Origin of the sequence: Actinomycetospora sp. CA-053990 (genome assembly GCF_050948445.1) — a bacterium.
Classification (GTDB): domain Bacteria; phylum Actinomycetota; class Actinomycetes; order Mycobacteriales; family Pseudonocardiaceae; genus Actinomycetospora; species Actinomycetospora callitridis.
Map to the genome: position 1 here is coordinate 1,468,408 of NZ_CP192043.1, position 17,509 is coordinate 1,485,916.

The following is a 17,509-nucleotide window of genomic DNA, read 5'->3' on the forward strand; positions in this document are numbered from 1 at the left end:
TCCTCCTGCACGCCGGCCTCACTGATCCGAGGTCATAGGAGCCCCAGCAGTATGGAGCATGATTATCCGCGGAACTAGGTCGTCGTCGGTGCGAGGCGGCGACCGGTCACCCGCTCCGCCCGGATGCGGATCACGTGGGCGGTGCGTCCCGGCGCCCACGGCCGGTCCGCGGGCTCGGCCAGCGCGACCAGCTCGTCGATGTCGTTGACGATCTCGGCATGCCCGACCACGACGACACTCCAGCCGGTGCACGTGTCCGGGTCGAGCTCGTCCGCCTCGAAGGCGATCGTGCCCCGCGAGACGGCGGCCGCCAGCTTCCCGCCTCCGCTGGTGCGCACGATCACGTCGCCCCCGTCCAGGCTGAAGTTGACCGGGTGCACCATCGGCATCGTCTGGTCCGTGAAGACCATCCGGCCGACCTGGAGCCGCCCGAGCAGGCCGAGGCACTCCGTCCGGTCCAGCTCCACGAGCTGCGGGTGCTCGCCCATCACTGATTCCCCCGTGGTGCTCTCGCCGTTCCGTTGTCGGCGAGTATGAGGGATATTCGTCCTCAAAAGTAGGGCCGACGGAGGGGAGTGGCCGTGACCTACGTGATCGCCGAGCCGTGCATCGACGTCCTGGATCGCTCCTGCGTGGAGGTGCTCGGTCGATTGCATCTACGAGTGCGCGCGAGCGCTCTACATCCATCCCGACGAGTGCGTCGATTTCGGGGCGTGCGAGCCGGTCTGCCAGGTGGAGGCGATCTACTACGAGGACGATGTGCCCGAAGAGTGGGCGGCGTTCACCGACGACAACGTCCGGTTCTTCACCGATCGACTGCTGGGTGCGGTGACGGCGCTGGGCTCCCCGGGCGGCGCGGCCAAGCTCGGTGCCGTGGGCGCGGACACTCCGTTGGTTGCCGGTCACCCATCGCGGGGATGATTGATGAGTGAGCGTTCGACCTCCCGCCGTCGATCCGTACACAGCGCAGGCCTCACCCGCGCGTCGCCACGTGCTCGCCCTGTTGCGCGATGCTGGATCGCCACGAGACGCTCAGCAGCTCGCGGCCGCCATTTCCCTCCACGTGTCCACGGTGCGGTTCCACCTCCGGATCCTCGAACAGGCCGGTCTGGTGAGCAGCCGTTCCGATCCCCGAGGCAGCACCGGACGTCCGCGCACCGTCTACACCGCCATGCCCATCACCACGGGGGAGGGTGCCCCCTCGCCCTACGAGCAGATCGCCCGCGTGCTCGCCGCGCACCTCGGCGAGACCGAGGCCCGGCGCACCGCGCGCGCCGAGGAGGCCGGAGCCTCGTGGGCCGCGCAGCTCTCCCGCCCGCGTCCGAACGGGACGGGCACCGGCATCGACGCGGCGGTCGAGCACCTGACCGGCGTCTTCGCCGACATGGGGTTCGATCCCGAACCCGTCAGCGTGGGGGCCCGGCGGCACATCAGGTTGCGCGCCTGCCCCTTCCGTGCCGTCGCTCGCGAACATCCCGACGTCGTGTGCGGGATACACCGGGGACTCCTGCGCGGCATCCTCTCCCGCATCGGTGCACCCCCCGTGACGACCGAGCTGCTCCCCTTCGTGGAACCGGAGCTCTGCGTCGCGCAGGTGTCGCCCACGACGAGCACCACCGCGAACGCATGATGCCGCGGCACGCCTGAGTGCGGTGTGATCGACCACAGCAGGCCGGGGATCACGGGTTGATCGCAGCGCGAGTGGAGTCTCGGAGGCGATGCGAGCCAGCTTGTGCGGCGCATTCGGGACGCGGAGGCCGCGGGCGACACCGGTGACGATCGCGACGCGGGGTCAGGCATCGGAGGGGCTCCCTTCGAGGGGTGGCAGGGTCACGCAGACGCGGCGCGGAGGCCGCCACCGATGATGAGGCGTTGGATCTTGCTGGTCCCCTCGTAGAGCCGCAGCGCGCGCACGTCGCGGTAGATGCGCTCGACGGGGATGTCACGCATGTACCCGGCGCCACCGTGGACCTGGACGGCGAGGCCGGCGGCGGTGCCGACCATCTCGGTGCAGAAGAGCTTGGTGGCCGACGGGGCGATCCGTCGGTCCTCGCCCGAGACGATAGGCGCGGGCGGTCTCACGGACCATCGCGCGGCCGGCGAGCACACCGGTCTGGATGTCGGCGAGCATCGCCTGGACGAGCTGGAAGTCGCCGATGCCCCGGGATCGCCTACACCGTCGGCGCGCCGACGAGGCCACCCGCGAAGCGGGCGCGGAGTGGACCACGGCGACCCGCGCGTCGAGTCCCTCGAGGACCCGCGACCGATGTCCATCGCGCGCCCCCTCGTCCTGCGCTCCGCGGAGTCCCGCTACGCAGATTCAGGCTGCGGCCGCCCCCGGCAAACCCGATTGTCGACCAGCGACAATCGCCAGTAAACCTCCTGGTCAGACCGACAAGGTCGGCTCGGGGATCAGTCCTGGTCGTGCTCCGTCGCTGCGAGCGCGATGATCATTGCGAGCCGCTGTTCGGGCTCGTCGACGGCGAGGTGGGTGGCGCCGTTGATCTTCCGCAACCGGTAGCGCACAGTGTTCGGGTGCACGTCGAGCTGAGCCGCTGTGACGGCGACGTCGCCGTGCGCCCCCAGCCAGGCCCGGAGGGTCTCGATGTAGCGGGTGCCGTGCAGCTCGTCATGCCGTCGCAGTTCGGCGACGGGACCCCGCGTCGGGACCCGCCCGTCCGCGGCGATCGAACGTAGGCGACGCAACAAGATGCGGTCCCACGACTCGTCGTAGACCGCGGCCGGCGCGTCGGGCCGGGCGGCGTGCAGTGCGAGGCTCTCGTCGGCCTCGCGACGACTGGCGGGAAGCGACATCGGCTCGGACGGCGCCCCGATCCCCGCGACAAGGGCGATGTGCGAGGGCAACGCGGCCCGCACGGTCTCGACCCAACGGCGAGCGCCGACGGCGTCGTCTCCCGACGGCAACACCGTGTACACGGTGGTGGCGAACAGTGCACTGCGGCCCAGTCGGGACCAGCCGAAACCGGTGGTGACGTGCTCGAAGACCAGGAGGGCCCCCGCGTGCTGCTCGTCGTCGACATGGGCCTGCAGCGCCACCACCCGCAACCCCGTCGAACTGAGACCGAGCTGGCTGATCATGGCCTGGGCGTCGCCGCTGCCTTCCAGCAGCCTGGTGACCAGATCCGATTCGACCTGACGCTCCAGATCGGCGCTCGCCCTCGAGCGCAGCAGGTGTAGCGCCGCGGTTCGCGCGCCGTCCTCGAGGACCCGGCGCTGCTGATCGTCGCAGGGTTCAGCGGACTCCACCCACAACGATCCGAGCAGCTCGCGGCCGGCGCGGACCGCGACCACGATGCGCCCTCCGAGCCCGTGCGAGGGGGAGGGCGCGACGTACAGCGGAACATCCGAAGCGGCAAGGTGAGAGAACACGCCGCGCTCGGCGAACACCGCGCGCACCGCATCGGGCAGGCGCCGGCCCAGGATGGTCTGGGAACGCACGGCGTCCACGGCGCCCTCGGCGGTGGAGTACGCCAGCACCCGAGAGAGCTGGTCCTCGATGACCACCGGGCGCGCAACCGCGGCGGCCAGGGTGTCCGCGAGAGCGAACAGGTCGGTGGGGCCCCGCCCCGACTCGGTCTCCCGTCCTTCGAGGACAAGCCCGTACGCCAACCCCGTCAGGTGGCTCCATGACGCCTCGAGATCGGCCAGCACCACCGCGACCCCGGTCTCCTCGGCCGCCGACAACACCCCGGGTGCCAGCGGCGAGGGCGCGCGGAGCAGCACCACCGTCGCCCTCGCCGCCTGGGCTAGATGTCGTGACCCGTCACGTTGTTAGCAGGCGAGTCGGGTGATGGGTGGCCGGCCGCCGAGGGCGGAGTGGGCTCGGCGAGTGTTGTAGTCCTGCACCCAGCTGTCGAGGGCGGTGAGTCGTTCGGTGTTGCTGGTCCAGGGTTGGGCGTAGGCGAACTCGGTGAGCAGGGTGCGGTTGAGGCGCTCAGCTTTGCCGTTGGTCCAGGGGCAGCCGGGCTTGATGAACCGACGGCGAATGCCCAGCCCGACACAGACCGCGGCCCAGGTCCCGCCGCGTCGATAGCTCTTGGCGTTGTCGGTGAGCACTCGCTCCACTCGCACTCCGCGCTGCTGAAACCAGCTCGCCGCCCGGTGCAGGAACCCCGCGCAGGTGGGGTCCTTCTCATCAGGCAGGGCTTCGATGTAGGCCAGCCGGGAGTGGTCGTCGACCGCGACGTGCAGATAGTCGTAGCCGATCGGTGTCTTCTTGTGCCGGTGCTCGACGGTGGCGTCGCGTCCGTGCAGGCGCCACCCGCCGCCATCGGGGACCCGCCCGAGCTTCTTCACATCAACGTGGAGCAGCTCTCCGGGCCGGCGACGCTCGTAGCGCGGGCCACCGCGACGTCCCCGGATTGCCTCACCGGTGATCGGGTCGATGCTGGCCAGAACCGGCATCTGATGACGGGCCAGGATCCGCCCGACGGTCGAGGCGACAAGCCCGAGCTCGCCGGCCAGGAACACCGCCCCACGACGGCGCTCGGCGCGCAGCGCCAGCACCTGGGCCTCGACTTCGGCGTCGGTGCGCCCCGGAGTGGTGTGCGGACGCGAGGAACGGTCCTCGAGCCCAGCCGGTCCCTCGGCCTCATAGCGCTGGCACCACTTGGTGACCGTGCCCCGAGAGACACCCAGCTGTTCAGCAATACGGGCCTGGGGCCAGCCCGCAGCGCGGCGCTGCACGATCAGAGTGCGGGCATAGACGGTCAGGCGGGCATTACGGTGCGGCACCGAGGGCCTCCTGTGCTCGGGGCGAGTGCGTCAGACACACCCACCCCGCACCGGAGGCCCTCCCTGCTTCAACCCGACACGCCGCCGCACACAACGTCTCGGGTCACGACAGCTGATATGGAGTGCAGTCCTGTCAAGTGAGCAGGGTTGTTCGAGCCCCGATGTGTCGCGTCGGGGCTGGTCAGGGCGTTATGGGTCCGGCGGGGCCGGGTGGGTGGAGGCGTGTCGGCGGCGACGCGCGGTCAGACTGATATGCGCGGGTTGGTTACCGCATGACCGGGTGTTCGTCGGGAGCGTTCCGCGAATCTAGGGGCGAGCGTCGCCCTGTCCCGGCGGCGCCGGGACCGAGCTGCTCATAGCTGTATCGCGGGTCGCTCCTCGCGCTGCCTGCGTCCGCACCCGGCGCCCGCCGGGGTTTGTGGGTGGCCGAGCTCAGGCTGCGTGCTGGTCGTCGAGCACCGCGAGGCTCCAGCACCATCCGGCGAGCTCGCGGGCGACCGCGACCACCGAGACCGTGGGGCGCTTGTTGCGCTGCTCGAGGCGACACCAGCGCTGGTGCAGACGCCGGTTGCCAGCCTCCGCGCGAGCCCGCACCGTCGCGGGCTGCCCGTCGGCACGCCGGGCGCGTTCCCGGTTGGTGCGCAGCGGGCGGCGGTGGTGCCAGGCGGCTTCGACCAGCAGCCGGCGAGCGTGGCTGTTGCCGGTCTTGGTGATCCCGCCCTGAACTCGACGGGCGCCGGAGGAGAACTCCGAGGGCACCAGCCCCAAGTAGGAGCCGATCGTTGAGCCGGTGAAGCGGTGCCAGTCGGCGACCTCGACACACAACCCGACCGCGGTCAGCGTCGAGACCCCACGTAGACAGCGCAGCCGCCCGACCGGACCGGCCAACGCCGCGTCTGCCGAAGCCATCTCTTCGATCGCGGCGTCGAGACGGTCGCGGCGGGCATGCACGGTGAACACGGTGTCGAGGGCCTCGTCGAAGGCCAGCTGCACACCGCGCCGGTCGAAGCGGTGGCTGCGCAGCCAGTCCTCGTGCGCGCCGGTCCAGGCGCAGCGGTCCCAGACCAGGCCCTGGCGCAGCAGCAGCTTCGAGAGCCGGTGGCGCGCGCGCATCAGGTCTGACCGGCAGTCCTCGCGGGCCCGCACCACGTCCCGGGCGGCCTCCTCGGCCTCGGTGGGCACCCGCACTCCCGGAACTTCACCGATGCGCAGCAGCCGGGCGAGCCGCTCCGCGTCGCGGCGGTCGGTCTTGACCCTATCCCCGGCCGGACGTTCCAGCTTCGAGGGCGCCACCACCTCGCAATGCACCCCGGCGGCGCTCAGAGCTCTGGCCAGCCCGAACCCCGTCGGCCCGGCCTCGTAACAGGCCACCACCGGACCGGGCTGAGCTCTGACCCAGTCCACGATCTGTTCGGTCCGCGCTCCGATCCGCGCGGTCCGGATCTCAGCGGTCGACTCGTCGATCGCGCAGCCCACCACCGAACGCGCGTGAACGTCCAACCCGACCCAACTACCCTCGCCAGGCACCGGCGCCTCCCCGTAAATGCGGCACCGCCACCAGCGACGGTGACCCGCGCCAACTTACGAGCGGAGGCGCCGGCCTCCATACGGTCTAGACGCACCGCCCGCTCCGGAGAGTCGACTCCGACCGCGAGGAAGACGTCCCCCGTGGCCGTGCGTCGATCGGTGGGGTCGTGCAGGAGGAGACTGCGCAGCATCGCCTCGCGGGAACGAGGGCAGCACACCAGCCGCGTCCCGCTGCTGGTCAGGACGTTCACCAGTCGATCCAGAGTGATCATCGCTAACCGTTCTCCCGGGGGACCGCACGTACCGCCGTGATATGGCATGCGGGGTCGGGAGCATCTGTCCCGGCCGACAGTAAGCGTCGGCGCCTTTGTTCCGATGCAACAACCAATGGTGTCGCCGCAGGGTCCATCGTCGGGGCTCGAGCAGAGTCACAGGAGGTGCCCATGGCCGGGCCGGGTGGCGACATGACGCCGCGTAGCGCCGTCGTCGTCGGAGCTGGGATCGTCGGTCTCTCTACGGCGTGGTTCCTGCAGGACCGTGGCGTGCACGTCACGGTGGTCGAGCGCGACGAGGTCGGTGCCGGAGCGTCCTGGGGGAACGCTGGCTGGCTGTCACCGGGCCTGGCGATGCCGCTGACTTCACCGCACGTCCTGGCCGAGGGACTGCGCGGACTCGCCGATCGACGGGCTCCGCTGAGTATTCCGGTGCGCCCGGATCCCCGCCTGTGGGGCTTCCTGCTGCGCTTCGCGGCGCACTGCCGCACCCGGTACTGGCGGCAAGCGGTGCAGGACTACCTGCCCTTGCTGACCGAGAGCCTGCCCGCCTTCGACACCCTGGCCGCCGAGGGCGTCGAGGTCGCCGCCCACGACGCCTCGGTGGTGGCGGGGTTCGGGACGAAGCGGGCGGCCGAGGGCTTGGTTCGCGAGCTCGCGCTCGTCCGCCGGCTCGGCGTGCCCGTGTCGTTCGACGACCTCGATCACGACGAGCTCCGGACGCTGCGTCCGCAACTCTCGGACCGGGCGATCGCCGGGGTCCGGCTCGACGGGCAGCGCTTCATCGACCCGGGGCATCTCCTCGCCGGGCTCGCCCAGTCGGTGGTGAGGCGTGGAGCCACCGTCCGCCCGCGGTTCACGGTCTCGTCCATCGGCGCCGACCGCGGTCGCGTCGCGGTGTTTCCTGAGGAGGGCCCGCCGGTCACCGCGGACGTCGCTGTCGTCGCCACCGGCGCTCGTCTCGACGACCTCGTCCGCTCCCGTGGGGTGCGGACCCGGGTCCGGGCCGGGAGGGGCTATTCGTTCAGCGTTCCCACCGACGCCCCGGTCACGGGCCCCATCTACCTGCCCGGCGTGCGGGTTGCTTGCACTCCCTACCGGGGTCAGCTGCGGGTCGCGGGCACGATGGAGTTCCGGGCCTCCGACGACCCGATGGACCTCAAGCGTGTCGACGCCATCGTCGACTCCGCCCGCCCCCTGCTCACCGGAGTGCGCTGGGACGAGCGCAGCCGCCCCTGGGTCGGCGCGCGGCCCGTCACGGCCGACGCACTGCCCGTCGTCGGCGCCACTCGCCAACCCCGCGTCTTCGTGGCCGGCGGCCACGGCATGTGGGGCGTAACCCTCGGCCCGGTCACCGGGCGGCTGCTGGCCGAGCAGATCACGACCGGGAAGCAACCCGCCGAACTGGTCCCGTTCGACCCTCTGCGTTAGACGGGCCCAACGGGCGACCGAGCACGACCGATCCGGGATTGACCATGATGGTTATCGACGAGACCAGTCAGCGCGGCGACGGCCAAGGCCTGGCGAATGCGGTCGTCGGCGTGGAGTCTTTCGTCCAGACCCTGATCGGCACTCCACGACGTGAGGGCCTCCAGCCGATCCTCGACACCGTGCTGGCCGGTGCGCTCCGCGTCGTGCCCGGGGCACGAAGCGCGACGGCGCTCCTGCTCGATCGCCGCCAACAGATTGCCGCACGGGCGTCGTCGGACCCCGCAGCCGCCGAGTCCGACGATCTCCAGGTCGCGCTCGGGGAGGGACCGACTCTCGAGGCCGCCTTCTCCTCCACCGGCGTCGGCAGCACGAACCTGCACCGAGCGGTTGCGTGGCCACGGTGGTCAGCGCACGCGGCCGGGGTCGCCTACACCGCGGCGCTGGCGGTTCCCCTGCAGGGCCAACTCCTTGGAGGCGCCCTCACGTTCTACCGGACGCCCGACGACGTCGCCCTCGACGAACCGATGGCACGGCTCGTGGCTTGCGCAGCCGCGATGGCCCTCGACCATGCTGTCGACGTCAGCGGGCTGGCGCGTGCGTTGGAGACCCGCGACGCGATCGGACAGGCCAAGGGCATCCTTGTTGAACGTCTCTCCGTCGATGCCGACCAGGCATTCGCGCTGCTGGTCAGTGCCTCTCAGGCCACCAACATCAAGCTCCGCGACGTGGCGGCCTGGCTGACACGATCTGCCACCGCGGCGTCCCCCGACCAAACCCCGTACGAGCGGCCGTCTGAGAGCGGGCATAGCTGCGATCACGAGGCGTTTGGTGCTCTGCGACGCCATCTCGCCGAACAGGAGAAGCGCGATCATGGCGACGAGACATCATCTATCACCGGACATCGTCTCAGGATGTGAACGAGAGCGAAGTGCACCTGGGGACGCGGTGGACGATAGAGGAAATCGGAAGCTGCCGATCTCGAGCGAGGCGAGGAGTGGCACGTTGTCGGGAAGTCCGTGTGTCTGATGCCTCGACTGGTGTCGTTCTTGTGGCGGAGTCGCGGACGACGACCCACCTACGCGCTGCCCACTTTGCGGGCGCCCGTCGACCGCTGATGGGGCGAGCGTTGAGGCGGCCAAATTCTGCGCTGTGCCGGCCTGGCCGTAGTCAGGCTGCCGAAGGTCCCCTGGCCGCTGGGATACCTGTGAGGGCCTGACAGATCGTCTTCAAGAGATTGTCCGTACACACCATCCCGTTCCTCACGGGAAGGGTCATCCTGGTGCGGTAAGCACGACACCTGAAAGGTGGAGGTGGCGGAGATGCCCGGAACCGGGCTCGGCAGCGGCGCCCGAGGAACGCAGCAACCTCAACCGGAGATTCGGCCGATCGAGCGTCCGGAACGGGTCGGAATCGTGGTGGGTGTCGACGGTTCCCTCAGTGTGCTCGGCGCGGTGGCGTGGGCCGGGGTCGAGGCGACGCGACGCGGCGTGGGGTTGCACCTGGTGCAGGTACTGCCGCCGTTGCGTAATTCTGGATCTCGATCCGAAGTGCCGCGCGGGCGAGCCCGTGTGCTGCTGCACCGGGCGATGGGTGCAGTCGGCACTGTGGTCCCAGACGTGCCCATCACCATGGCCACCATTCACGGCAGTGTGGGTCCGGCACTGGTGTCCTACGCAGCTCAGGCGCCGCTGCTCGTCCTCGGCGCCCCCGGAGCCGGGTCAGTGGCGATGTCGGCGGGGCGGGCAGGGACACATGTCTCCACCCACGCCGCATGTCCCGTGGTGGTGGTGCCGCCGAAGTGGGCGGGCTCCTGGTCCCCAACGCCATCGCTTCGGCCGGTGGTGGTGGGCGTCGACGACTCCGATGGCGGCGCGCGTGCGCTCTGGTTCGCCGCCGAGGCCGCGGTCCGGCTCGGAGTGGACCTGCTCGCGGTGGCCGCGGAGAACCGCTTCCGGATCGCGTCGCCTGATGGTCCGGAGCGCGAGCCGCTCCCATCTCGGCTGGCCATTTGCCGTACGAGCCATCCCGGCTTGTCCATGAGATTCCGCGTGGTCGAAGCCGGCGCCGCCGAAGCCCTCGTTCGCGCGGCACGCGACGCTCAGCTGGTCGTCGTAGGCTCCCGTGGACGTGGCACCGCGGCCGGCGCTCTGCTCGGGTCCACCAGTCAGGACTTGTTGCGCGAGAGTCCCTGCCCCGTCGTCGTGCTCTCCCCTCGAACGCCCGCTCCTCCTGCCCTGCGGTCAGCGATGACGCCGGCATCGGCAACAGCGCCGGGAAACGGCGGGCCGGCAGCTCACGACGCCGAGAACCAGGTCGAGACGGTCCCCTCGTGAGCGCGTCCCCCGCAGCGGCGTTGGCGCACGGTCACCTTAGGTGAAGTACAGGCCTACCTGGAGTCGTCAGCGTTCCTGCAAGCCTCGCTTCGCCATCAAGCAACTCGCTGATCGACTCGCCAACCTTCCCCCGGCGTCGCCTCGCTACAGAGAACCTGTCGTACCTCAAAATATCGTGATACGATACAAACAACGCGGCACCTCACCGGTGGGCTGCCGCTAGGTCAGGAGGCCGGTCATGCTCAATGACCACGAACGCGAGACGCTCCTCGACATCGAACGCCGACTGCTCGTCGACGACCCGGACTGGATCATGGCGTTCGACGCCACCGACAGGCGGGTGTCGCGTCAACGGACGTTCGAGATGACCTTCCACATCATTGCGATGGCATTCTCCGTGACTCTCGCCATGCTCATGTTCGCGGCGCACGCGCCGGGTCCCGCGCTGTTCTTCACCACGGTGACCGGAGTGTTGATCTGGTTGATCCGACGACTTCGTCGGAATGCCGGGACTGGCACTCATTCCGCGGGTGCCGACAAGACGGCCCCGGATGGCAGCGCCGGCGGTCCAGCCCAAGTATGACGAAGCGGGTCAGAGTCGCCCTTGAGGACCATCCTCACCGTTGCGGACGCACGCGGTGAGCCAACGAGATGCAGGAGAAGTGAAATGGTGACTTTCAGCATGGTGCTCCTGGCGGCCATTACGCTGCTGATAGTGGCAGTTCTCGGGTCGAGTGTCCGCATCGTCCGGCAGTTCGAGCGCGGGGTCGTGTTCCGGTTCGGGCGGGTGGCCGACGGGACCACTCGCGGCCCGGGAATCGCACTGCTCGTACCGATCGCCGATCGCATGCAGAAAATCAACATGCAGATCGTCACCATGCCGGTCCCCGCTCAGGACGGCATCACCCGCGACAACGTCACCGTCCGGGTCGACGCCGTCATCTACTTCCGCGTGGTCGATCCGGTGCGCGTCGCGGTGGACGTGCAGGACTACCTCGCCGCGGTGGGCCAGCTCGCCCAGACATCACTGCGCTCGATCATCGGCAAGAGCGACCTCGACGACCTGCTGAGCAACCGGGAGAAGCTCAACCAGGGCATGGAGCTGATGATCGACAGCCCGGTGGGGGATTGGGGCCTGCACATCGACCGGGTCGAGATCAAGGACGTCGCGCTGCCCCAGACCATGAAGCGCTCCATGTCACGCCAGGCCGAGGCGGAACGGGAACGCCGCGCCCGCATCATCATCGCCGACGGCGAGAAGCAGGCCGCGGCGAGCCTCACCGAGGCCGCCGACCTCATGGCCGAAAGCCCCGCGGCACTGCAGCTGCGGCTGCTCGAGACCGTCGTCGAGGTCGCCGCCGAGAAGAACTCCACCCTGGTGCTGCCCTTCCCCGTCGAGCTGCTGCGCTTCCTCGAGCGAGCCACCCCCGCCGACCCCGACCGCGCCGCCCAGGCACCCGTCGACGTGCCCGCCCCGGCGCTCTCGGCGGAACCGTCGACGGCGGTCCCCGCCTCCGCCGCCGCGGACCTCATCAAGGCAATGGTCCAGGCGGACGCCGCCGGGTCGGCACCGCCCGAACCGGCTGCCCTCCCTGATGAATCCGAATGGAGACCGGCAATGTCGGTGCCTGAAGCCGGGAGTCGGCGATGAAACAGCTGGTCTCGCCACCTTCCCCCGCCATGGGAGGCCGACTCGATGGAGAGCGATGACGCGGCTACGTCCTCGACCCGCCCCTATCCCCCGTATGTCGGCACCAGTACCGCCCGCCATCTTCGCGCCGCTGCTGCGGTCGGCGCGGCTGCGGGCGTCCGGCAGCTGCCCTCACCCGACCGCGGTGACCGCGACCGCGATCAGCGAGCGCCGGTCCCGGCGCGGCGCGGGGAGCGATGAGCGCGGGGCGCCCCGAACGATTAGATCAACGACCCCCCGAATTCCCGACGCACGCGTGGGCGAGGGGCTCGACGAACAGGATCTTGCCTACCACCGGGTGGCCTGAGGGCGACGCGGAATCCGCAGACGACACGGGCGAGCCATGCTTCGCGGTCGCGATGACCACGAGCGCAGTTCCCGTGGTGTGTGCGGCGGGGGAGCTCGACCGAGCCGCGGTCGAAGAGCTGCACGCAAACCTGCTCGCCCACCTGCGCCATTGTGTGGATGACTCCGCGATCATCTGCGACCTCAGCCAGGCCCGAATCTTCGACCCCACGGACCTGACCCGACTACTCGCCGACACAGCGGCCCGCGCCGCGATGCACTCGGTCCGTCTGCTCGTGTTGGCATGTCCTGGGCTGGCCACATCAGCATCGACGACGGTGCCCGGCGACAGCGCCGCGGGTACCTACGCGTTGCTCGAGGACATGGACGCCGGGTTGTGCAGGACAGGCCGCCCCGAGCTCGAGTACGACGATCAACAAGTACGCCGGATCCTCGACCGCACCATCAGGCACGGCCTGCGGGACTTACGCGGCCAACCGCCCTACGACACCATTGACCCCGCCACGCGCCAGGCGTTGCGGTGGCGACTCACCGATGCTGCCCATGCAGGCGTCGACGCCGGTCCGGGCCTGCTCGCGGCCGCCGCGGGTGTGCGCAGAGCGCTCACCCATCTCAATGCCCGACAGCACGTGGATGCCTACTTCGCCTTACTCACTGCCGAAGACCACCTCGCCGGCCGTGTCGAGCCGAGCCCGACTGAGCTCGCGACCTTGACCGCATCACGCACGGCGAGCATTCCCGAACCGAGGACGGACTCCGGCCTGGAGGACACGCGGGGTCGTTTCTTCGTCGTACGGCAGCCACCTGCGCGGCGACCCCAGTCGACGGGAGGCAGGGGGTGACTTCGGTCCGTTCGAGTCCGATAGCCCTTCGGAGGACGCCACCGCGCCGCTCGCTCCGAGGTGGTTCGGTGGTGCGCTACTTGCACACCACCGACCCGAAGGACATCGCGGTCCTCTACCTGGTCACGTCGTTCGGGTTCTTCATGGTCGGCGGGCTCATGGCGCTGCTCATCCGGGCAGAGCTGGGCCGACCGGGCCTGCAGATCCTGTCGGTCGAGCAGTACAACCAGTTGTTCACCATGCACGGCACGATCATGCTGCTGCTGTACGCGACGCCGATCCTGTTCGGGTTCGCGAACTACATCGTTCCGCTGCAGATCGGCGCGCCGGACGTCGCGTTTCCGCGGCTCAACGCCTTCTCCTACTGGCTGTTCCTCTTCGGCGGCCTCATCGTCATGTCCGGCTTCTTCACCCCGGACGGGGCGGCATCGGCGGGGTGGTTCGCCTACGTCCCGCTCTCGGGCATCACCCACAGCCCTGGTCTGGGCCAGGACGTGTGGGCGCTCGGGCTGGTCGTTTCCGGGCTGGGTACCATTCTGGGCGCGGTCAACTTCGTGACCACGATCGTCTGCATGCGCGCCCCGGGCATGACGATGTTCCGGATGCCGATCTTCACCTGGAACATCCTGATCACCACCTTCCTCATCCTGGCGGTCTTCCCCGCCCTCACCGCCGGGCTGCTTGCGCTCGAGCCTGACCGCCATCTCGGTGCCCACATCTTCGATCCAGCCAGTGGCGGGGTCATCCTCTGGCAGCACCTGTTCTGGTTCTTCGGTCACCCTGAGGTCTACATCGTCGCGCTGCCCTTCTTCGGCATCATCACCGAGGTCATACCCGTGTTCAGTCGCAAGCCCATGTTCGGCTACAAGGTCATGATCTACGCCACGGTGAGCATCGGCATGCTCTCCGTGGCCGTGTGGGCTCATCACATGTACGCCACCGGCGCGGTGCTGCTGCCCTTCTTCGCGTTCACCTCCTACCTGATCGCGGTACCGACCGGCATCAAGTTCTTCAACTGGATCGGCACGATGTGGAGAGGCCAGCTGACGTTCGAGACACCGATGCTGTTCTCCGTCGGTTTCGTCGTCACGTTCCTCTTCGGCGGCATGACCGGCGTCCTGCTCGCTAGTCCACCGATCGACTTCCACGTCACCGACACCTACTTCGTGGTGGCCCACTTCCACTATGTGCTGTTCGGCACTATCGTGTTTGCCACATACGCCGGCATCTACTTCTGGTTCCCGAAGATGACTGGCCGGATGATGAACGAGCGTCTTGGTACATTCCATTTTTGGACGACATTCATCGGCTTCCACCTGACGTTCCTCGTACAGCACTGGCTGGGCAACGAAGGCATGCCGCGCCGATATGCCGAGTACGCCGAGATCGACGGGTTCACGACGCTCAACACGATCTCGACGGTCGGCGCCTTCATCCTCGGCGCCTCGACGCTGCCGTTCATCTGGAACGTCTTCCACAGCTACCGCTACGGTCGGGTCGTGGAGATCGATGACCCCTGGGGCCACGGCAACTCTCTGGAGTGGGCGACGTCGTGCCCGCCGCCGCGGCACAACTTCACCGACCTGCCCCGCATCCGCTCCGAACGTCCCGCATTCGAGCTGCACTATCCTCACCTGTCCGACCGGATGCGCAGGGAATCCCACGTCGGGTCGCAACACGCCACCACCGCCGAGGTGGCAACTGGACAAATGAGTCAGGAGCACCTGCCCGGCACCGACCCCCGCAACCGATGATGCGCTGATGTGGTCGCGGTGGATTCGAACGGCGGAGGATTCACACGGAAGCGTCGGAGGGACCGGGGGCCGGGGGATGTCCCGCATCTCCGTCGTGACGACCTTTCACCCGATCGCCGCCGGACAGCGGATCGGTGAGGAAGGCGTGCAGGCTGGCGTGGTCCTCAGCACAGGCCGGGCAGCCGACCAGGTGGGCGCGCATGCCCGGGACGCGGTCGTCGGCGTCTGCGCGCGCACGCTGCAGCTCCACGTAGTGGTCGAGCTGTTCGAAGCACTGCTCGCAGGTCAGCTCGGGACCTGCTGGCCCGAGCAGCCGCAACAGCAGGCGGCGGGCGTCGTGGGGCTGGGGGGTCATGGCGTGTCTCCCGCCGAGGAGCCGTCGGGGCGTAGCCCGCGGGCGGCCAGGGCCGCGCGGAGTTTGCGTCGGGCGTCGTGCAGGGTCTTGTAGAGCGCTCCGCGCGTCGTGGTGAGGCGCTCGGCGAGCACGTCGATGGGCACGTCGTTGACGGTGAGCGCCACGAGGACCTCGCGCTGGTGCGGACTGAGCACGGCGTCGATCGCCGCGCCCACCGCGGCGAGGAGCTCCCGGGTCTCGAGGTCGTGCTGGGGGGTCGGGGCATGGTCGACCACGGCCGGCCAGCTCTGGGGTTCCAGCGGAATCTCGCGTCCCTGCCAGGCGAGCCTGCGCAGCCGGACCGCGGCCTCGAGCAGCGCGAACTTGTAGGCCCAGGTGGTGAAGCGGCTCTCGCCGCGGAAGTCGTCGAGCTTGCCCAGCACGGCTGTCAGGGCGTCGTCGGCGCTCTGCTGGGCGAGGTCACCGCAGTCGTCGCCGCGCACGTGGGGCATCCTCGCGCGGCGGCGATGGACCTCGAAGCGCGCCGCGGCCAGCAGAAGTCCGTGCAGGGCCAGCACCGCGGCGTCCCGCTCGGCGCCGGGCCGGCGGAGCTGGTCGACCCACGCCCTCGACTCCTCGTCCATCACCCTCCGGGCTCCCGCGGGCGGCACGGACGCGGGGCCGGCCGGCTTGGTTCGGGACATCCTCGCCGACACGTCAACGCCAGGGGCGGGTAAGGGCGGGAGACGAGCAGGCCGCGGTGGGGTCACTGTGGTGCCTCCGTCTACGAGGGTAGCGGGGCCAGGATGCGAGCGGCGAGCTCGGGCGGGCAACCGCGGTCGGTGAGCTCGAGCAGGGCGTGCAGGTCGTAGTTCCGGTCGCGAGCCAGGGCCTCGGCGAGCGAGGCGCTGAAGCGGGCGTTGCGCAGACGATCGACCCGCCAGGCCGTCACCGGGTCGACCGTGGGCTGCGGGTCTCGCTCGGCGAGGTGCATGTCCTGTCAGCGTTGACTCCGACGGAGTGAGGTTCCCCCGGTAGCCCGGAGTGCTTCCTACCTGGCCGGGACGGGCTCGGGGTGAGCTCGGCTGGTGTGCCAGGTGTGCTCGTACTCGTCGGGGGACAGCCAGCCCAGGCGGGCCTGGATGCGTTCGCGGTTGTACCAGCCGTCGATGTAGGCGAACAGGGCGTTCTCGGCCTCTTCCCGGGTCCTCCAGGTTCGGCGGTAGACGAGCTCGGTCTTGAGGGTGGAGAAGAAGTTCTCCATCAGCGCGTTGTCGTAGGAATCGCCGACCGACCCCATCGAGGCGAGAATGCCGTGGTCCTCGAGTCGGGCGCCGAAACGGAACGACGTGTAGTTCGAGCCGCGGTCGGAATGGTGCCGAAGCTGGCCGTTGCGCACGTCGCGGGACCAGACCGCGTATTCGAGGGCGCCGAGGACGAGTTCGGTGTCGCACCGGTCGGAGGTCTTCCACCCGACGATGCGGTTGGAGAACACGTCGCGGACCGCAGCGAGCCACAAGGCGCCCTGGGCGCAGGGGATGCGGGTGGCGTCGGCGACCCAGAGCCGGTCCGGGGCCTGGGCGGTGAAGTCGCGTTCGACCAGGTCCGGGGCCGATGAGGCGCGCGGGTCCTGGCGGGTTGAGGGTGTGCGCCAGCGCTTGCGCAGGTAGGCGCCCTGCAGACCGGCGGCGCGCATGAGCCGCTCGACGCGCTTGCGGGAGACGTGTCGGCCGCGGCGGCGCAGGGTGGCGTGCACGCGTGGGGCGCCGTAGGTCTGGCCCGACCGGTCGTGCACCTCGCGGATCTCGGCGAGGACCTCGACATCTTCGCGACGGCGCGGTGAAGGGTCACGGTCCTGCTCGAGCCAGCCATAGAAGGTCGAGGGCGCCACCCCGAGCTGAGACAGAATCGGCTCGACGCCGAAGTCATCTTTCCGGGCGGCGACGAACGCTATGACCGTTTCCTTGTCGGGTCGATCTCCTGGGCGAAAAAAGCGCTCGCCGCCTTCAGGATTTCGTTCGCTCGGCGCAGCTCGGCGACTTCCTTGCGCAGCCGGCGCAGCTCCTCGGCCTCGGCGGTCGTGGGACGGTCGTCGCGCTCGCCGTGGTCGGCCTCGGCCTGGCGCACCCAGTTGCGCAGCGCCTCATGATGCACCCCCAGCTGCTCACCGAGCTGGCGGAAGGTCGGTCGCGGGGTGGACGACCGGTAGAGCCGCACCGCCCGCTCGCGCAGCTCATCGGGGTACTTCTTCGGTGCTGCCATCGG

The 17,509-nt window shown here is 69.5% G+C and carries 18 protein-coding genes and 3 pseudogenes; 10 read left to right on the forward strand and 11 right to left on the reverse strand.

What is annotated here, in order from left to right; translation table 11 throughout:
- Nucleotides 1-74 precede the first annotated feature (74 nt).
- Nucleotides 75-488, reverse strand: coding sequence for a pyridoxamine 5'-phosphate oxidase family protein (locus ACQPYN_RS07530; protein ID WP_433035325.1), 414 nt, complete (start codon nucleotides 486-488; stop codon nucleotides 75-77).
- 93 nt (nucleotides 489-581) lie between these two features.
- On the opposite strand from ACQPYN_RS07530, the pseudogene fdxA reads away from it, so the two are divergent.
- The 3 genes and pseudogenes from fdxA (at nucleotide 582) to ACQPYN_RS07545 (ending at nucleotide 1,630) form a co-directional block, all read left to right on the forward strand.
- A pseudogene (gene fdxA, locus ACQPYN_RS07535) lies at nucleotides 582-921 on the forward strand (ferredoxin).
- A gap of 7 nt (nucleotides 922-928) precedes the next feature.
- Nucleotides 929-1,108 (forward strand): annotated as a pseudogene (locus ACQPYN_RS07540) (ArsR family transcriptional regulator); the annotation flags it as partial.
- A 63-nt stretch (nucleotides 1,109-1,171) separates the two neighbouring features.
- Nucleotides 1,172-1,630 carry a hypothetical protein gene (locus tag ACQPYN_RS07545; RefSeq protein WP_433039184.1) on the forward strand — a complete coding sequence of 153 codons (459 nt, stop codon included), beginning with the start codon at nucleotides 1,172-1,174 and terminating at the stop codon, nucleotides 1,628-1,630.
- Nucleotides 1,631-1,830: 200 nt separating this feature from the next.
- Here ACQPYN_RS07545 and ACQPYN_RS07550 read toward each other — a convergent pair whose 3' ends face one another.
- From ACQPYN_RS07550 to ACQPYN_RS07570, 5 genes and pseudogenes are all read right to left on the reverse strand, one after another.
- On the reverse strand, nucleotides 1,831-2,082 hold the full coding sequence (locus ACQPYN_RS07550; RefSeq protein WP_433035328.1) for an acyl-CoA dehydrogenase family protein: 252 nt from the start codon (nucleotides 2,080-2,082) through the stop codon (nucleotides 1,831-1,833).
- A gap of 25 nt (nucleotides 2,083-2,107) precedes the next feature.
- Nucleotides 2,108-2,227 (reverse strand): annotated as a pseudogene (locus ACQPYN_RS07555) (hypothetical protein); the annotation flags it as partial.
- Between the two features lie 185 nt (nucleotides 2,228-2,412).
- Nucleotides 2,413-3,747: a PucR family transcriptional regulator gene (locus tag ACQPYN_RS07560; protein WP_433035334.1), complete on the reverse strand. Its 1,335-nt coding sequence runs from the start codon at nucleotides 3,745-3,747 to the stop codon at nucleotides 2,413-2,415.
- Between the two features lie 45 nt (nucleotides 3,748-3,792).
- On the reverse strand, nucleotides 3,793-4,755 hold the full coding sequence (locus ACQPYN_RS07565; RefSeq protein WP_433035337.1) for an IS481 family transposase: 963 nt from the start codon (nucleotides 4,753-4,755) through the stop codon (nucleotides 3,793-3,795).
- A gap of 432 nt (nucleotides 4,756-5,187) precedes the next feature.
- Nucleotides 5,188-6,282 (reverse strand): IS110 family transposase, encoded by a 1,095-nt coding sequence (locus ACQPYN_RS07570; RefSeq protein ID WP_433035340.1) that lies wholly within the window; start codon nucleotides 6,280-6,282, stop codon nucleotides 5,188-5,190.
- Between the two features lie 443 nt (nucleotides 6,283-6,725).
- On the opposite strand from ACQPYN_RS07570, the gene ACQPYN_RS07575 reads away from it, so the two are divergent.
- The 7 genes from ACQPYN_RS07575 (at nucleotide 6,726) to ctaD (ending at nucleotide 14,910) form a co-directional block, all read left to right on the forward strand.
- The gene (locus ACQPYN_RS07575; protein WP_433035343.1) at nucleotides 6,726-7,985 is read left to right on the forward strand and encodes an NAD(P)/FAD-dependent oxidoreductase; all 1,260 of its coding nucleotides are present in this window, start codon (nucleotides 6,726-6,728) and stop codon (nucleotides 7,983-7,985) included.
- A gap of 44 nt (nucleotides 7,986-8,029) precedes the next feature.
- The gene (locus tag ACQPYN_RS07580; RefSeq protein WP_433035346.1) at nucleotides 8,030-8,902 is read left to right on the forward strand and encodes a GAF and ANTAR domain-containing protein; all 873 of its coding nucleotides are present in this window, start codon (nucleotides 8,030-8,032) and stop codon (nucleotides 8,900-8,902) included.
- Nucleotides 8,903-9,304: 402 nt separating this feature from the next.
- The gene (locus ACQPYN_RS07585) at nucleotides 9,305-10,318 is read left to right on the forward strand and encodes a universal stress protein (RefSeq protein ID WP_433038773.1); all 1,014 of its coding nucleotides are present in this window, start codon (nucleotides 9,305-9,307) and stop codon (nucleotides 10,316-10,318) included.
- A gap of 238 nt (nucleotides 10,319-10,556) precedes the next feature.
- Nucleotides 10,557-10,901: a DUF3040 domain-containing protein gene (locus ACQPYN_RS07590; RefSeq protein ID WP_433035349.1), complete on the forward strand. Its 345-nt coding sequence runs from the start codon at nucleotides 10,557-10,559 to the stop codon at nucleotides 10,899-10,901.
- A 99-nt stretch (nucleotides 10,902-11,000) separates the two neighbouring features.
- Nucleotides 11,001-11,969: an SPFH domain-containing protein gene (locus ACQPYN_RS07595; RefSeq protein WP_433035352.1), complete on the forward strand. Its 969-nt coding sequence runs from the start codon at nucleotides 11,001-11,003 to the stop codon at nucleotides 11,967-11,969.
- Nucleotides 11,970-12,367: 398 nt separating this feature from the next.
- A complete protein-coding gene (locus tag ACQPYN_RS07600; RefSeq protein WP_433035355.1) occupies nucleotides 12,368-13,156 on the forward strand; it encodes a hypothetical protein in 789 nt (262 codons plus the stop codon).
- Complete coding sequence (ctaD, locus tag ACQPYN_RS07605) at nucleotides 13,153-14,910, forward strand: aa3-type cytochrome oxidase subunit I (RefSeq protein ID WP_433035358.1); 1,758 nt, start codon at nucleotides 13,153-13,155, stop codon at nucleotides 14,908-14,910. The genes ACQPYN_RS07600 and ctaD overlap by 4 nt, the downstream gene beginning before the upstream one ends.
- A gap of 40 nt (nucleotides 14,911-14,950) precedes the next feature.
- On the opposite strand, the gene ACQPYN_RS07610 is transcribed toward ctaD, so the two are convergent.
- The 5 genes from ACQPYN_RS07610 to ACQPYN_RS07630 all read right to left on the reverse strand — a co-directional run bounded on the left by ACQPYN_RS07610 (nucleotide 14,951) and on the right by ACQPYN_RS07630 (nucleotide 17,506).
- On the reverse strand, nucleotides 14,951-15,265 hold the full coding sequence (locus ACQPYN_RS07610; protein WP_433035361.1) for a hypothetical protein: 315 nt from the start codon (nucleotides 15,263-15,265) through the stop codon (nucleotides 14,951-14,953).
- The gene (locus ACQPYN_RS07615) at nucleotides 15,262-15,888 is read right to left on the reverse strand and encodes an RNA polymerase sigma factor (protein ID WP_433035364.1); all 627 of its coding nucleotides are present in this window, start codon (nucleotides 15,886-15,888) and stop codon (nucleotides 15,262-15,264) included. Before ACQPYN_RS07615 ends, ACQPYN_RS07610 begins: the two co-directional genes overlap by 4 nt.
- A 140-nt stretch (nucleotides 15,889-16,028) precedes the next feature.
- Entirely contained in the window at nucleotides 16,029-16,238 is a 210-nt protein-coding gene (locus tag ACQPYN_RS07620; protein ID WP_433035367.1) for a hypothetical protein, read from the reverse strand.
- 57 nt (nucleotides 16,239-16,295) lie between these two features.
- Nucleotides 16,296-17,198, reverse strand: a complete 903-nt coding sequence (locus ACQPYN_RS07625) for an IS3 family transposase (RefSeq protein ID WP_433038774.1) — start codon at nucleotides 17,196-17,198, stop codon at nucleotides 16,296-16,298.
- Complete coding sequence (locus ACQPYN_RS07630; protein ID WP_433035370.1) at nucleotides 17,195-17,506, reverse strand: transposase; 312 nt, start codon at nucleotides 17,504-17,506, stop codon at nucleotides 17,195-17,197. Before ACQPYN_RS07630 ends, ACQPYN_RS07625 begins: the two co-directional genes overlap by 4 nt.
- Nucleotides 17,507-17,509 lie beyond the last annotated feature (3 nt).

Bases quoted from the DNA above. Each gene is read 5' to 3' on its own strand.
- ACQPYN_RS07530 (WP_433035325.1), bottom strand. From the start codon at position 488: ATGGGCGAGCACCCGCAGCTCGTGGAGCTGGACCGGACGGAGTGCCTC.
- ACQPYN_RS07545 (WP_433039184.1), top strand. From the start codon at position 1,172: ATGCCCATCACCACGGGGGAGGGTGCCCCCTCGCCCTACGAGCAGATC.
- ACQPYN_RS07575 (WP_433035343.1), top strand. From the start codon at position 6,726: ATGGCCGGGCCGGGTGGCGACATGACGCCGCGTAGCGCCGTCGTCGTC.
- ACQPYN_RS07580 (WP_433035346.1), top strand. From the start codon at position 8,030: ATGATGGTTATCGACGAGACCAGTCAGCGCGGCGACGGCCAAGGCCTG.
- ACQPYN_RS07585 (WP_433038773.1), top strand. From the start codon at position 9,305: ATGCCCGGAACCGGGCTCGGCAGCGGCGCCCGAGGAACGCAGCAACCT.
- ACQPYN_RS07590 (WP_433035349.1), top strand. From the start codon at position 10,557: ATGCTCAATGACCACGAACGCGAGACGCTCCTCGACATCGAACGCCGA.
- ACQPYN_RS07595 (WP_433035352.1), top strand. From the start codon at position 11,001: ATGGTGCTCCTGGCGGCCATTACGCTGCTGATAGTGGCAGTTCTCGGG.
- ACQPYN_RS07600 (WP_433035355.1), top strand. From the start codon at position 12,368: ATGACCACGAGCGCAGTTCCCGTGGTGTGTGCGGCGGGGGAGCTCGAC.
- ACQPYN_RS07610 (WP_433035361.1), bottom strand. From the start codon at position 15,265: ATGACCCCCCAGCCCCACGACGCCCGCCGCCTGCTGTTGCGGCTGCTC.
- ACQPYN_RS07615 (WP_433035364.1), bottom strand. From the start codon at position 15,888: ATGGACGAGGAGTCGAGGGCGTGGGTCGACCAGCTCCGCCGGCCCGGC.
- ACQPYN_RS07620 (WP_433035367.1), bottom strand. From the start codon at position 16,238: ATGCACCTCGCCGAGCGAGACCCGCAGCCCACGGTCGACCCGGTGACG.
- ACQPYN_RS07630 (WP_433035370.1), bottom strand. From the start codon at position 17,506: ATGGCAGCACCGAAGAAGTACCCCGATGAGCTGCGCGAGCGGGCGGTG.